This window comes from Acutalibacter sp. LFL-21 (genome assembly GCF_025630755.1).
Classification (GTDB): domain Bacteria; phylum Bacillota; class Clostridia; order Oscillospirales; family Acutalibacteraceae; genus Acutalibacter; species Acutalibacter stercoravium.
The window spans coordinates 1-12,691 of record NZ_JAOTNT010000009.1; the positions used below are offsets into that span (position 1 = coordinate 1).

12 protein-coding genes are annotated in these 12,691 nt (G+C 61.8%); 5 read left to right on the forward strand and 7 right to left on the reverse strand.

The window, feature by feature from the left end; genetic code table 11:
• Positions 1–168: 168 nt before the first annotated feature.
• Positions 169–894, reverse strand: a complete 726-nt coding sequence (gene ymfI, locus ODJ80_RS11045; protein ID WP_263042128.1) for an elongation factor P 5-aminopentanone reductase — start codon at positions 892–894, stop codon at positions 169–171.
• A 28-nt stretch (positions 895–922) separates the two neighbouring features.
• On the reverse strand, positions 923–1,651 hold the full coding sequence (locus ODJ80_RS11050) for a 16S rRNA (uracil(1498)-N(3))-methyltransferase (RefSeq protein WP_263042129.1): 729 nt from the start codon (positions 1,649–1,651) through the stop codon (positions 923–925).
• 170 nt (positions 1,652–1,821) lie between these two features.
• Here ODJ80_RS11050 and ODJ80_RS11055 point away from each other — a divergent pair, with 170 nt between their 5' ends.
• From ODJ80_RS11055 to prmC, 5 genes are read left to right on the forward strand one after another with little or no spacing between them, the layout of a single operon-like run.
• The gene (locus ODJ80_RS11055) at positions 1,822–3,195 is read left to right on the forward strand and encodes an FG-GAP repeat domain-containing protein (RefSeq protein WP_263042130.1); all 1,374 of its coding nucleotides are present in this window, start codon (positions 1,822–1,824) and stop codon (positions 3,193–3,195) included.
• 51 nt (positions 3,196–3,246) lie between these two features.
• Entirely contained in the window at positions 3,247–3,951 is a 705-nt protein-coding gene (locus ODJ80_RS11060; protein WP_263042131.1) for a response regulator transcription factor, read from the forward strand.
• 57 nt (positions 3,952–4,008) lie between these two features.
• Positions 4,009–5,481: a sensor histidine kinase gene (locus ODJ80_RS11065; protein ID WP_263042132.1), complete on the forward strand. Its 1,473-nt coding sequence runs from the start codon at positions 4,009–4,011 to the stop codon at positions 5,479–5,481.
• A gap of 3 nt (positions 5,482–5,484) precedes the next feature.
• Positions 5,485–6,423, forward strand: coding sequence for a DUF1385 domain-containing protein (locus ODJ80_RS11070; protein WP_263042133.1), 939 nt, complete (start codon positions 5,485–5,487; stop codon positions 6,421–6,423).
• Positions 6,420–7,271 carry a peptide chain release factor N(5)-glutamine methyltransferase gene (gene prmC, locus ODJ80_RS11075; RefSeq protein ID WP_263042134.1) on the forward strand — a complete coding sequence of 284 codons (852 nt, stop codon included), beginning with the start codon at positions 6,420–6,422 and terminating at the stop codon, positions 7,269–7,271. Before ODJ80_RS11070 ends, prmC begins: the two co-directional genes overlap by 4 nt.
• An 86-nt stretch (positions 7,272–7,357) precedes the next feature.
• Here prmC and ODJ80_RS11080 read toward each other — a convergent pair whose 3' ends face one another.
• The 5 genes from ODJ80_RS11080 to ODJ80_RS11100 form a co-directional block, all read right to left on the reverse strand.
• Complete coding sequence (locus ODJ80_RS11080) at positions 7,358–8,587, reverse strand: ROK family transcriptional regulator (protein WP_263042135.1); 1,230 nt, start codon at positions 8,585–8,587, stop codon at positions 7,358–7,360.
• 114 nt (positions 8,588–8,701) lie between these two features.
• On the reverse strand, positions 8,702–10,309 hold the full coding sequence (locus ODJ80_RS11085; protein WP_263042136.1) for an extracellular solute-binding protein: 1,608 nt from the start codon (positions 10,307–10,309) through the stop codon (positions 8,702–8,704).
• Positions 10,246–10,641: a hypothetical protein gene (locus ODJ80_RS11090; RefSeq protein WP_263042137.1), complete on the reverse strand. Its 396-nt coding sequence runs from the start codon at positions 10,639–10,641 to the stop codon at positions 10,246–10,248. The genes ODJ80_RS11085 and ODJ80_RS11090 overlap by 64 nt, the downstream gene beginning before the upstream one ends.
• Positions 10,642–10,777: 136 nt before the next feature.
• The gene (locus ODJ80_RS11095; RefSeq protein WP_263042138.1) at positions 10,778–11,704 is read right to left on the reverse strand and encodes a carbohydrate ABC transporter permease; all 927 of its coding nucleotides are present in this window, start codon (positions 11,702–11,704) and stop codon (positions 10,778–10,780) included.
• Between the two features lie 22 nt (positions 11,705–11,726).
• Complete coding sequence (locus tag ODJ80_RS11100; RefSeq protein WP_263042139.1) at positions 11,727–12,668, reverse strand: ABC transporter permease; 942 nt, start codon at positions 12,666–12,668, stop codon at positions 11,727–11,729.
• Positions 12,669–12,691: the final 23 nt, after the last annotated feature.

Consider the following 12,691-nt stretch of genomic DNA (forward strand, 5'->3'; position numbering starts at 1 on the left):
GCTCTCGATTTTCTGCGTTCTTTACCAGCATTTTTATCACCCTACACCATTATACCGCATTTTCTCTCTCAATACGAGAAAAAAGGCCACCAAAAGGTGACCTTTTTCGACAGGCTGAGGGACCCTTCTGGGGGAAGGGTCCCTCTTTTACGGCCACGGCCCGGCCGGTTACACCACCATGCCGCCGCTGACGCCCAGCACCTGCCCGGTGATAAACTCCTGCTCCAGCAGGAAGGCCGCCGCCTGGGCCGTCTCCTCCGGTGTGCCGGTCCGCCCCAGGGGGGTCTCCTCCCGCAGGGCTGCCAAGTCCGCCTCTGTCAGGTCCCCGTTCATGGGGGTGTCTATCACGCCGGGGGACAGGCAGTTCACCCGGATGCCCGAAGGGCCCTCCTCCTTGGCCAGGGCCTTGGTCAGGCCGATGACCCCCGCCTTGGCGGCGGAGTAGGCCGCCTCGCAGGAGGCGCCCACCTCTCCCCACATGGAACTGACATTGACAATGCTGCCCCGCTTCTCCCGGATCATGGCGGGCAGGGCCCGGCGGCAGCACAGGAACACGCTGGTCAAATCCCCGTCCACCACCCAGCGCCAGTCCGCCAAGGTCATGTCGGTAAACAGGCCCTTCCAGGCCACGCCGGCGCTGTTCACCAGGCCCTCAACAAAGCCCAGGTCCCGCTCTACGGCGCCGAACAGGGCCTCTACCTGGGCCTCTTGGGTCAGGTCCGCCGGATAGGCCCGGGCAAAGCCCCCCTCCCGGCAGATGGCCTCCTCCAAGCTCTTGGCGGCGGCTTCGTTGGCGTGGTAATGCAGCGCCACCCGCCAGCCCCGGCGGGCCAGCTCTTTCGCCACCGCCCGGCCAATGCCGCCGGAGGCCCCTGTCACCAGTGCGTTTTTCACAGCTTTCCCTCCCTGCTGGTAAAAGTCTTCACCTCTCCATGTCGCCCCGCTCGTAGAGGATGGCGGCCAGGGCGGCCAGGGGCGCGGTCTCCGTGCGGAGGATGCGGGGCCCCAGGGTGAGGAGCTTGGCCCCCAGAGACTGGGCCAAAGCCGCTTCCTCGGGGGCAAAGCCCCCCTCCGGCCCCACAAAGACGAACAGCCGTCCCCCGGCGGTTTGCAGGGCCTGCTTCAGGCTCTCCTGCCCCCGCTCGTAAAAGAAGAGGATTTCCCCCTGCCGGGCGGCCTCTTCCAGGGCCTGCTTCAGGGGGCGGGGCTCCTCCACCGCGGGAATGATGCCCCGGCCGCTCTGCATGGCGGCCTCCCGGGCAATTTTCTGCAGGCGGGCAGTTTTTTTCTGCGCCCCCTTCCGGTCCAGCCTCACCACGCACCGGGCGCTCTCCACCGGCCAAAGGGCCGCAGCCCCCAGCTCCACCGCCTTCTGGGTGACGGTCTCCAGCTTGTCCCCCTTGGCCAGGCACTGGCAGACTGTCACCTGGGCGCGGGGCTCGGTGCGGTTGGGGAACGCCTCTTCCACCCGCACCAGGGCGCTTTCCCCTTGGGCAGAGACAAAGGTGCAGGCATAGTCCGTCCCCTGCCCATCACAGAGGGTCAGTGCCTCTCCCGGGCGCATCCGCAGGGACCGGACGATGTGCCGGCCGTCCTCGCCGCCCAGCAGCACCTCCCCCTTGGGGCAGCCCTCCACAAAAAAACGGGGCATTGCGCTCCCCTCCCTTTCCGCGTTCTCTGCTCCTGATTCTATCCTGCCCCCGGGGTTTTGTCAACGCCTTTTCCCACGGGGCGGTCAAACTTTGTTGATGATTTTCTTGACGGGATATGGTATACTGTCTATGTATACTTGAAACCCACATCCCGGAAGGAGGCGCTCCTGTGAGACTGGCTGTATGGAAACGCCTGGCCGCCGCGGCCTTGGCGGCTTTTCTCTGCCTGGCCCAGGCGGGGTGCTCCTTCTCTGTTCTCGACGCCCAAAACCTTATGTCCCCGCCCCGGGCCAACTTGGAGCAGCAGGGCATTTATGAGCTGCTGCAGGGGGACGGGCAGGAGCTGACCTTTGTCTACCCCAAGCGGGGGGAGCACCGCTCTGCCATCATCATGCGGGACTGGACCGGCGACGGCGTGGAGGACGCCATTGGCTTTGTCTCCCCAGAGGGGGGCGGCGTGGAAGTCAGCTTTTTGGAAAAAGGGGAAAGCGCCTGGCGCATTGCCGCCTCTTTCTCCAACACCGCCACCCAGGTGGACATGGTCCTGTTTGGGGACCTGAACGGCGACGGCCGGGAGGATGTGCTCATCGGCTGGGGGAGCGCCTCTGGCACCACGGGCCGCACCGCCGCGGTGGACGCCTATCTCTTTGACGGGGAAAACGTCACCGAATACCTGCTGGGCACCTACGGCGAAATGACAGCCACAGACTTTGACGGCGACGGCATCATCGAGGTGTTCACGGTGGACAAGTACCTGGCCGCCGAGGAAGAGGGCGCCGAGGACCTGCCCGCCCTGGCCCATCTCTTCGCCTGGGAGGAGGGCGCCCTGCAGGAGCTCGCCTCCACCGCCGCGGACAACTCCCTCACCAACTACACCTCCATCCACTTTGGCGCGCTGGACCGGGGCCTTTCCGGCGTGGTGCTGGACGGCGCCAAGGCAGACGGCAGCATGACCACCCAGGTCTTCCTGCTGGAAGAGGGGACCCTTCGGAACATCCCCTCCGGCGCCAACGCGGAGAGTTATCAAAACCCCTATGCCCGCCCCTCTACCGCCCCCTTTGTGTCCCAGGATATCAACGGGGACGGCCTGCTGGAGCTGCCCGTGGTAAGCCAGCTGCCCGTCCTCTCCCAGGGCGTCACCCTGGACTCTACCAGCTACTTGGTGCAGTGGAGCCGCTTTCAGGCGCAGGGAGAGCCAGAGGCCGTGCTGTACGCCCTGATGGACCTGGGGGAGAGCTATTGGCTAGAGCTGCCAGAGTCCCTGGTGGGAAAGATCTCCGCCTCCAACGACTCGGCCCGCCGCACCGTCACCTACACCGAGGTGGTCACCTCAGAAGACGGGGTGCAGCTTTTGGGTTCTCCCCTGTTTGCCATCCGGGTGTTCACCCAGTCCGCCTGGGACAGCCGGGGCGTGACCAGCGGCTATGAAAAGCTGGCCGTCCAGGGGGACCTGGTGTACGGCATCCAGGTTTTCACCCGGGACGAGGCTTACCTGCGGGCCATTGGGCAGATCCGCCAGGGATTTCACATCATTGCGGAATGAGGGGCCTGCGGCCCTGTTGGAGAGAACATCAGGAAGGAGAGGCCATCTACCATGAAAAAGATCCTTGTTGCAGAGGACGAGCAGAACATTCGGGAGTTTGTGGTCATCAACCTGGAACGCGCGGGCTATCGGGCCTATGAGGCGGAGAACGGCGACCAGGCCCTGGAGCTCTATGAACAGGAAAACGGCGATTTTGACGTGGCGGTGCTGGACATTATGATGCCCGGGGACCACGACGGCCTGGCTGTGTGCAAAGAGTTGCGCCGGCGCAACCCCTCCATCGGCATCATCCTGCTCTCTGCCCGCACCCAGGAGATGGACAAGGTCTCGGGGCTGATGATGGGCGCCGACGACTATGTGACCAAACCCTTCTCCCCCTCGGAACTGGTGGCCCGGGTGGACGCGGTGTACCGCCGGGTGGACCTGGCCAACCAGCGCCAAGAGGGCGGCCTGCGGGACCAGCTGGTCTCTGGGGAGTTCTGCCTGAACCTGCGCAACCGGTCCTTCCTCAAGGGCAGCCGCCCCATCGAGCTGACCCAGGTGGAGTTTCAGATTATGGAATACTTTTTCTCCCACCCCGGCGTGGCCCTGGCCCGTGGGGACATCCTCAAGCATGTGTGGGGCGCCGGCTATGGGGGCGAGGAAAAGATTGTGGACGTAAACATCCGCCGCCTGCGCATGAAGGTGGAGGAGGAGCCCTCTAACCCCCAGCACATTGTCACCGTGTGGGGGCTGGGCTACCGCTGGGACGTGTAAACCCCAGCACACCCAGAAACCGGGCGCAGACTGTGTGAGAAAGGGGGGAGCGGCGCCGTGTTTTCCAAAGGGGTGTCCCGCCGGTGGATGGTCAACACCACCGGCGTGGTCTTTTTCATCCTGGTGGTCTCTATCACCACCCTTTCCCTGATGGTGCAGAGCTCTACCTACAACGGCATCGAGCTCTCCCTGGCGGGCCGCGCCGACGAGCTGCTCAACTGGCTGTTTATCAACGCGGGCCAGTCCAGCTCCTCCAGCTTTTCCGGCATTGTGCGGGACTACATTGAGGACTTTCAGGACAAGAACAACATGGAGATTATGGCCCTGGACCAAAACGGCCGGGTGTTCATCACCTCCACCGGCTTTGAGCCCGACCAGGACCAAAAAATGCCGGACTATGAGGAGGCCCTGCGCAACTCCTCGGGGGCGGGCAAATGGGTGGGCCACCTGGACACCGGGGAAAAGGCCATGGCCATCACCCGGGTGGTGCGGGACGAAAACGGGGGCCTGGTGGGCTCTGTGCGGTACCTGGTCTCGATGGAGCGGGCCGACCAGCAGATCTCCGTGGTCATTCTGATCCTGGTGGCGGCGGGCCTGTTCATCATGCTGCTGCTCACCCTTTCCGGCGCGTACTTCATCCGGTCCATTGTGGTGCCGGTGCGGCAGCTGAGCCAAAGCGCCCGGCAGATTGCCCAGGGGGATTTCGGCGTGCGCATTGAAAAAGCCAAGGATGATGAGATTGGCCAGCTGGTGGACGCCATCAACGACATGGCCGGAGAGCTGGGCGCCGCCGAACAGCTGAAAAACGACTTTATCTCCTCGGTCTCTCACGAGCTGCGCACCCCCCTGACCGCCATCAAGGGCTGGGCCGAAACCCTGCAGGAGGGCGCCGGCCCGGAGACCACGGCCAAGGGTATGAACGTCATCATCCGGGAGTCCGAGCGGCTCTCCGGCCTGGTGGAGGAGCTGCTGGATTTCTCCCGGCTGCAGAACGGCCGCCTGCGGCTGATCGTCTCCCGCCTGGACATCCTCTCCGAGCTGGACGAGGCGGTGTACATGTTCACCGACCGGGCCCGCACAGAGCACAAGCAGCTCCATTACGAGGAAACCACCGCCCTGCCCCCGGTCTATGGGGACGTGGACCGGCTGCGGCAGGTGTTTGTCAACATCATTGACAACGCGCTGAAATACACCAGCCCCGGGGGAACCATCACGGTCTCCTCCCGGGAGGACAGCGGCTGGGTGCGGGTGTCCATCCGTGACACGGGGTGCGGCATCCCCGCCGAGCACCTGCCCAATGTGAAAAAGAAATTCTACAAGGCCAACCAGCTGGTGCGGGGCTCGGGCATTGGGCTGGCGGTGGCCGATGAGATCGCCCGCCTGCACGGGGGCAGCCTGGACATTCAAAGCCAGGAGGGCGTGGGCACCACGGTGACCATCTCCCTGCCCACCTGCTCCCATCTGGAGGCGGACCCCCAGCTGACCGAAACCCCCGAGCTTTTAAAATTTATCCAAGAAAGGAAACCGTGATCCATGGCAAAAAAAATCACCACCATCGGCGGCCAGGCCCTGATGGAAGGTATTATGATGGTGGGCCCCCAGCGCACTGTGGCGGCCTTTTGCAGCGAGGAGGGCCAGATTTCCACAGAGGAGATCTCTGTGCCCCGGCTGACAAAACTGTATCCCATTTTGGGCAAGCCCTTCATCCGGGGGATCTTCTCCCTCATCGACTCTTTCCGCCTGGGCTACAAAGCCCTGTCCCTCTCCGCGGACAAGCTCACCGGGGGGGAGGAGGAAGAAGAGCTCTCTGGCTTTGACAAGTGGCTGAACGACCACCTGGGGGAGAAGATCACCGGCGTCATCATGGCCATTGCCTCGGTGCTGGGCATTGCTTTGGCCATCGCCCTGTTCTTCTTCCTGCCCACCGTCTTGTTCAACCTGCTGGAGGCTGTGGCCCCGGGGGAGATCTCCGGGTGGCGCTCCATCTTTGAGGGGGTCATCCGCATCGGCATTTTTGTGGGCTATGTGGTGCTCATCGGCATGGTGCCGGATATCAAACGCACCTTCCAGTACCACGGGGCAGAGCACAAGACCATCTTCTGCTACGAGAACGACCTGCCCCTCACGGTGGAAAACGTGCGCAAACAGAAGCGCTTCCACCCCCGGTGCGGCACCAGCTTCCTCATCCTCATGCTGGTCATCGGCATCATCGTGGGGTTCTTCATCCCCTTCTCCAACCCCTTCCTGCGCACCTTCACCAAGCTGCTGTGCATCCCCGTCATTATGAACGTGGGCTACGAGGTGCAAAAGGCCTGCGCCCGCCACGATGGGTGGCTCTCCCGGGCGGTGACCGCGCCGGGCCTGTGGATGCAGCGCCTGACTGTGAAGGAGCCGGACGACAAAATGATTGAGGCCGCCATTGCCGCCATGGAGGCTGTCATCCCGGAAAACGGCGAGGACCTGATCCGGTGACCTGCCGGGAGCTGTACTTACTGGCCCGGCGCCGCCTGGGAGGGGCCGGGGTGGATTCCCCCGGCGCGGACGCCGCCGCCCTGGCCCAGCGCTTTCTGGGCCTGGACCGGGCCGGCCTGGCCCTTCACGGGGAAGAGGCGCCCCCTCCCCAACGGGAGGCCGCCTTTCTCCAGGCGGTGGAGGAACGGGCTGCCCGGAGGCCCTTGCAGTACATCTTGGGGGAATGGGAGTTTATGGGCCTGCCCCTGGCAGTGGGCGAGGGGGTGCTCTGCCCCCGGGAGGACACGGCGGTCCTGGTGGAGGAGCTGGCCCGGCGGCTGGGGGAGCGGCCTCGCCCCAGGGGGCTGGACCTGTGCGCCGGGACCGGGGCGGTGGCCCTGGGCCTGCGCACGCTGCTTCCCCAGGCGGAAGTCCTCTGCCTGGAGCTCTCAGACCGGGCCTTCCCCTATCTGGAGGAAAACCTCCGCCGCCACGGGAAGGGCCTCGCTGCCGCCCGGAAAGGGGACGTCCTCTCCCCGGCATTGGCAGGGGAGTTTACCCCCGGCAGCCTGGATTTTATCGCCTCTAACCCCCCTTACATTGAAACCGGGGAGCTGCCCGGCCTCCAGCCGGAGGTGCGGCAGGAGCCCGCCCTGGCCCTGGACGGCGGGGCGGACGGCCTGGTGTTCTACCGGGCCATTGCCCGGCTGTGGGCGCCCCTGGTCAAGCCCGGGGGGCTGGTGGCCGTGGAGATCGGCGAGAGCCAGGGCCCGGCCGTGGAACGGCTTTTTCAACAGGCAGGGCTCACCGCGGTGGAAACCGCCCAGGACTGGGCCGGTCTGGACCGGGTGGTCAGCGGCCTTCGCTGAAGGGTACGTCCCTTTTCAAAAGAAAAAAGAGAAGGCATCCAAGCGCTTGGCTTGGATGCCTTTTTCCGCCCACGCGGCTGGGAAGCCTACTTGCCCAGCAGCATAATGGGGTTTTCAATGCAGTTGTTCACGGCCACTGCCGCGGCCCCGTACAGAATGGGGTCGCTCAACATCCAGTCGTCCTCCAGCTGGATGTTCACATGCTCGGCCACCACGGGAGAGATCCTCTCCTGAACCACCTCTTTGACGCGCTCCAGAAGCTGCTTCCCCGCCCAGGCCATCTCGTTGCTGATGACAATAAGGTCCGGGGCATAGGCGTTGATGATGTTCACCACCCCATAGCCCACATAGCGGCCCAAGCGGTCCACACAGTCCCGGGCATAGGGGTCTCCGCTCTTCGCGGCGGTGAACACATCCCGGGGGGAAAGATCGCCAATGCGGTACAAGGGCGACTCTGGGTGCAGGGGCAGGCCCTGGGAGACAAAATCCATGAAGGCAAAGGTAGAGCAATAGAGCTCCAGGCAGCCCCGGTTGCCGCAGCGGCACTTGGGGCCGTTCACATCCACGCTTACATGGCCGATTTCCTCTGAAAACCTGCGGTATCCGTTGAGGATTTCCCCATTGGACACGCAGCCCGCGCCCACACCGTCTCCCACCAGGAAATGGACCAGGGTGGCCCCCAGGCCCGCCGCCTTGGTGCTGAACCACCAATCCGCCAGGGCGCCCGCGTCCGCGTCATGGGAGAAGGAGATGGGAACCGCAAATTCCCCAAACTCCTGGCGGAGGTTCAGGTTGGTCCAGTCGCTGGTAGCCATAGAGGTGGTCAGGACAATCTCGCTGGTGCGCAGGTTTATCGGGCCGGGCACCGCCACGCCAATGGCCGCAATCTCGCTGGACTGCTCCAGATAGCCCTGCAGGATATCCCGGATGCGGGCGATCACATGGTGCAGGGTGGTCTCTGCCGTAAACTGGCGGGTCATGCTCTCATACATCTTGCCGGAAAGGTCGAACAGCCCCACGCCGAAGGAACGGCGGGAAATGCGCACCCCCAGCACTTTTTTGCAGCGCGTGTTAAAGGTGATGCCCACCGACCGCCTGCCCTTTTCCCCGGAAATATAGCCGGTCTCCTGCACAATGTTTTCCTCCAGCAGCTGGGCCGTAATCTTGGAGATGGAGGCCTGGGTCAGCCCCATGGCCTTGCTGATCTGTGCCCGGGAGCACACCCCATTCTGGCGGAGGAATTTCAGCAGGGCCGATTTATTCACATTGGAGACATCCTGGTTGTTCTGTCCCATGGTTTCATTCCAATCGCGCATTGCTATACCTCCACCGAATGGTTTGGAATGGAAAAGCGCACCCGCTTTTGCAAGGTGCGCTTCTCAGTGTACGGGTTATTTGTTGGGAGAAAGAATCTCCCTTAAATTTTCTGCTTACTCAGCAGCGGACTCGGAAGCCACGGAGGACTCAGCCTCAGAAGCCACGGAGGACTCGGCCTCGGAAGCGGCAGAGGACTCAGCAGCGGAGGAATCGCCATGGCCGACCTCGGCGCTCTCCAGAGCGGCGTAGTAGTCGGTCAGATCCAGGCTGTCCAGAGTGTTCTGGTAAATGGCAACCAGATCAGCCACACCAGCGGCCTCCAGCTCGCTCAGGTAGGCGTTCCAGGAATCATCAGAGGTGCCGTTCTGGATCCAGTCAGCAATGTAACGGTCCACGATATCGGAGATGGGAGGCTGGATCTGGGACAGGCGCTGGGTATCTTCCTGGGTCAGGATGACCTTCGGGATAGCCTCGCCGCGGGCCAGCTGCTCACGCTTACCGTTGGTCTCCTGGAAGGCCAGCAGGTTCACAGCGTCGTAGGTGTACTCGCAAACGGTGTCATAGTACTCGTCCAGCACGATCATAGAGCCGCGGGCGGTGGTGGTGTTGGAACGCATCTCACCGAAGTTGGCGAAGGGCTCCACAGGGATGATGTCGCCGTTCTCGTCCAGGTTGAACCGCAGAACGCCGTCCTCGTCCTCATAGTAGTTGTAGTCAACAGCGCCCCAGTTGGACTGAACAGCCAGAGCGGGATCGGAGCAGTAGTACTCCACAAAGCGAGCGATGACTTCAGGATACTGGCACTCGGTGGTGATAGCGGTGCAAGAGGGATCCTGCAGCTGAGAGTAGTTCAGCGGGAAGCCGGACAGGCCGCCGTCCTCGCCGGTCAGCTGAGGAATGGCAACGTACTGATGGCGCACTTCGTTGTTGGTGATGGTCATGTCAGTCCAAACACCAAAGACACCGATCAGGGCAATATCCTGGGTCAGCTCATTGTTGGTGTAGTCGGTAGAGCCGGAAGCGTTCTCGAAGCAGTCAGAGTTCAGCAGGCCGGCAGTGTACAGCTCATGGAAGTAGTCGGCAGTCTTGCGGATGGACTCGTCCATAGCGGTGAAGGTGACGGTGCCGTCGATCAGAGCCAGATGGTCCGCGTTGGGGTTGCCTTCGCAGTAGCTATCGGCCTGGCCGAAGCAGCCAGTCAGACGGTTGAACATGTTGTAGGAACCGAAGGTGTCGCCAGCATGGGCGCCAAACTTGGAGGCCATGGGGATCTCGTCATCCACGCCGTTGCCGTTCAGGTCGCCGGCGTCGGCAAAGGCCTGCAGCACTTCAGCCAGCTCGTCGGGAGTGGTGGGCATCTCCATGTTAACCTGATCCAGCCAATCCTGGTTGATCAGCAGGGGACCGGAGGTCAGAACCAGGCCCTTCATCTCCTCGATGTAGGGGAAGCCGTACATGTTGCCATCGGGATAGGTGACTTCCAGCTGGTACTCAGCGTTCTCGTCCAGAACCTTCTGAACGGTGGGGCAATACTCAGCAATCAGGTCCTGGGTGGGCAGGAACACATCCTGGTCGGCATAGCGCACGACGAAGTCAGAGGACTGGCCGCCGATGAAGTTCCAGAACACGTCGGGCAGGTCGTCGCCGGCAGTCAGCATCAGGGAGATCTGCTCGGTGGCGGCGGAAGCGTCAGAGTTGAGCACAGTCCACTCGAACTGCACGCCGGTACCTTATACCAGCGCTGCACCATGGCCATCTCGTTGATGTCCACAGTACGGGAAGCGTCGCCCACGATGGCGGCGGTCAGCTTGCCGCCGTTGGCCTCTTCAAAGGCCGCCTCATCGGTGATGATGGGCAGTTCGCCGTTCTCGCTCAGGAACGCGGGTGTCTCGCTGGTTTCGCCGCTGGTCTCGCTGGTAGAAGCGTCGCCAGAGGTTTCACCGCTGGTGGAAGCCTCGCTGGTGGAAGACTCGCCGCCGCCGCTGCAACCGGCAAACGCCATGGTCAGCAGCAGGAGCGTTGCCAGAAGCAGCGCAAGGGTTCTCTTTTTCATGATTGTACCTCCAAAAATGTTGTACGATTTGTTTTCATGCCTTTCTTACATCACAGAAGCACGTTGGTTGCGGGCAGGCACCTCCCTTCCTTCGGTTGGGCGCGCAAAGCGCGTATCACTTTTTATTCAAAAGGACTTAGCCCTTGACAGCGCCGATCATGACGCCCTTGGCAAAGTACTTCTGTACAAAGGGATAGACGATGATAAGCGGGAAGGCCGCCAGGGTGACCACCACGTACTTCAGCTGGTTGGCCAGAGCGGTACGGTCGGCCAGCTCGGCGCCGGAGGAGCCGATGTTCACCTGGTTTGCCAGCACCAGGTTGCGCAGGATGACCTGCAGGGGCATCTTGCTCTCATCGCGCAGATACATGATAGCGTTGAAGTACACGTTCCACATGGCGGTGGCGTAGAACAGCACCATAACCGCGATGATGGTGGAGGACAGGGGAATGGCAATCTTGAAGAAGAAGCCAAAGTCCGAGCAGCCGTCCAGCTTGGCAGCCTCCAGCAGCTCGATGGGCAGGCTGGACTCGAAGAAGGAGCGGCAGACGATCAGGTTGTACACCGAGACCGCCATGGGCAGAACCAGAGCCCACAAAGTGTTGTAAAGGCCCAAATCCTGAATAGTCAAATACAGGGGCACCATGCCGCCGCTGAAGAACATGGTAAAGGTGAACAGGAACATCAGCGGACGGCGGCCAACCATGTCGTAGCGGGACAGGGCGTAGGCGCAGGGGATCGTGGCAACCAGGGAGACGATCACGCCCACCACAGTGTAGACGATGTTGTTCCAGTAGCCGCTCCACAGAAGCGGATAGTCAAACGCCTCTTCGTAACCGGGGGTGTAGAAACCCTGGGGAATCAACAGGAACGCGCCGCTGTTAGTAATCTTCGGGTCTGTGAAAGAGGCCACGATCACGTACCACAGGGGATACAGGATGACCAGGCATATCACGATCATCAAAATGGTGTTGATGATGTTAAAGATGTGGTCGCCCACAGATTCTTTCACGCCAACTGCTGTTGTCTGATGCGGAAGGCGCTCTTTGTTCTTTTTGCTCATTGCTGTTTCCCTCCTTATACCATCAGAAAATGCTGACGTCGGCAGTCTTCTTAGAGACGAAGTTGGCCAGAACCAGGATGACGAAGTTGACCACCGAGTTGAACAGGCCCACAGCCGTTGCGAAGCTGTACTGGGCGCCCTGCAGACCCACCTTATATGTATAGGTGGTGATAATCTCAGAAACGGTGGTGTTGGTGCCGGTCTGCATCAAGTAAGCCTTCTCATAGCCCAGGCCCATGATCTGGCCGATGGCCAAAATGAGCATGAGGATAACGGTGGGCATGATCAGCGGGATGTCGATGTAGAAGATGCGCTGCAGCTTGGTGGCGCCGTCCACCACAGCCGCCTCGTAGAAGTCGGGGCTGATGCCTGCCAGGGCGGCAATGTACACGATGGCGTTAAAGCCCATGGACTGCCACACCGTGGAGCCAATGTACATCGGGCGGAAGTACTCTGCCGCAGAGGTGAACTGCACCGGGCTGCCGCCGGTGGCGCCGGTGATCAGGGCGTTCACAACGCCGTTGGCACCGAACAGCAGGTTCATAACAGAGACCAGGATAACGTTGGACAGGAAGTAAGGCGCGTAGCTGACCGTTTGGACAAACTTGCGGGCCTTGTTGCTCTTCACCTGGTTCAGCAACAGGGCGAAGATGATCGGGATGGGGAAGTTGATCACCAGCTGCTCCAAGCTCAGGATGATGGTGTTTTTAATAGCCGTCACCGCAATGCTGGTGCTGAAGAACTGGTCGAAGTACTTCCAGATCGGGTCGGCCCACGGGCTGGCCATAATGCCGTCCCGGGCCTTAAAGTCTTTGAACGCGATAAGCACGCCGTACATAGGCTTATAACAGAACAGGATAAGCCACACCAGCGCGGGAATCATCAGGACGTAGAGCTGCCAGCAGGAAAGCACCTTCATCAGGGTGCTCTTCTCCTGGGTCTTGCCTGGGTTCCCTTTCTTCATAGTTGCCGTTCCACCTTTTGCCA

Coding starts and splice junctions, on each gene's coding strand:
- ODJ80_RS11080 (WP_263042135.1), bottom strand. CDS start 8,587: ATGCGCGATTGGAATGAAACCATGGGACAGAACAACCAGGATGTCTCC.
- ODJ80_RS11100 (WP_263042139.1), bottom strand. CDS start 12,668: ATGAAGAAAGGGAACCCAGGCAAGACCCAGGAGAAGAGCACCCTGATG.
- ODJ80_RS11095 (WP_263042138.1), bottom strand. CDS start 11,704: ATGAGCAAAAAGAACAAAGAGCGCCTTCCGCATCAGACAACAGCAGTT.
- ODJ80_RS11050 (WP_263042129.1), bottom strand. CDS start 1,651: ATGCCCCGTTTTTTTGTGGAGGGCTGCCCCAAGGGGGAGGTGCTGCTG.
- ODJ80_RS11060 (WP_263042131.1), top strand. CDS start 3,247: ATGAAAAAGATCCTTGTTGCAGAGGACGAGCAGAACATTCGGGAGTTT.
- ODJ80_RS11070 (WP_263042133.1), top strand. CDS start 5,485: ATGGCAAAAAAAATCACCACCATCGGCGGCCAGGCCCTGATGGAAGGT.
- ODJ80_RS11090 (WP_263042137.1), bottom strand. CDS start 10,641: ATGAAAAAGAGAACCCTTGCGCTGCTTCTGGCAACGCTCCTGCTGCTG.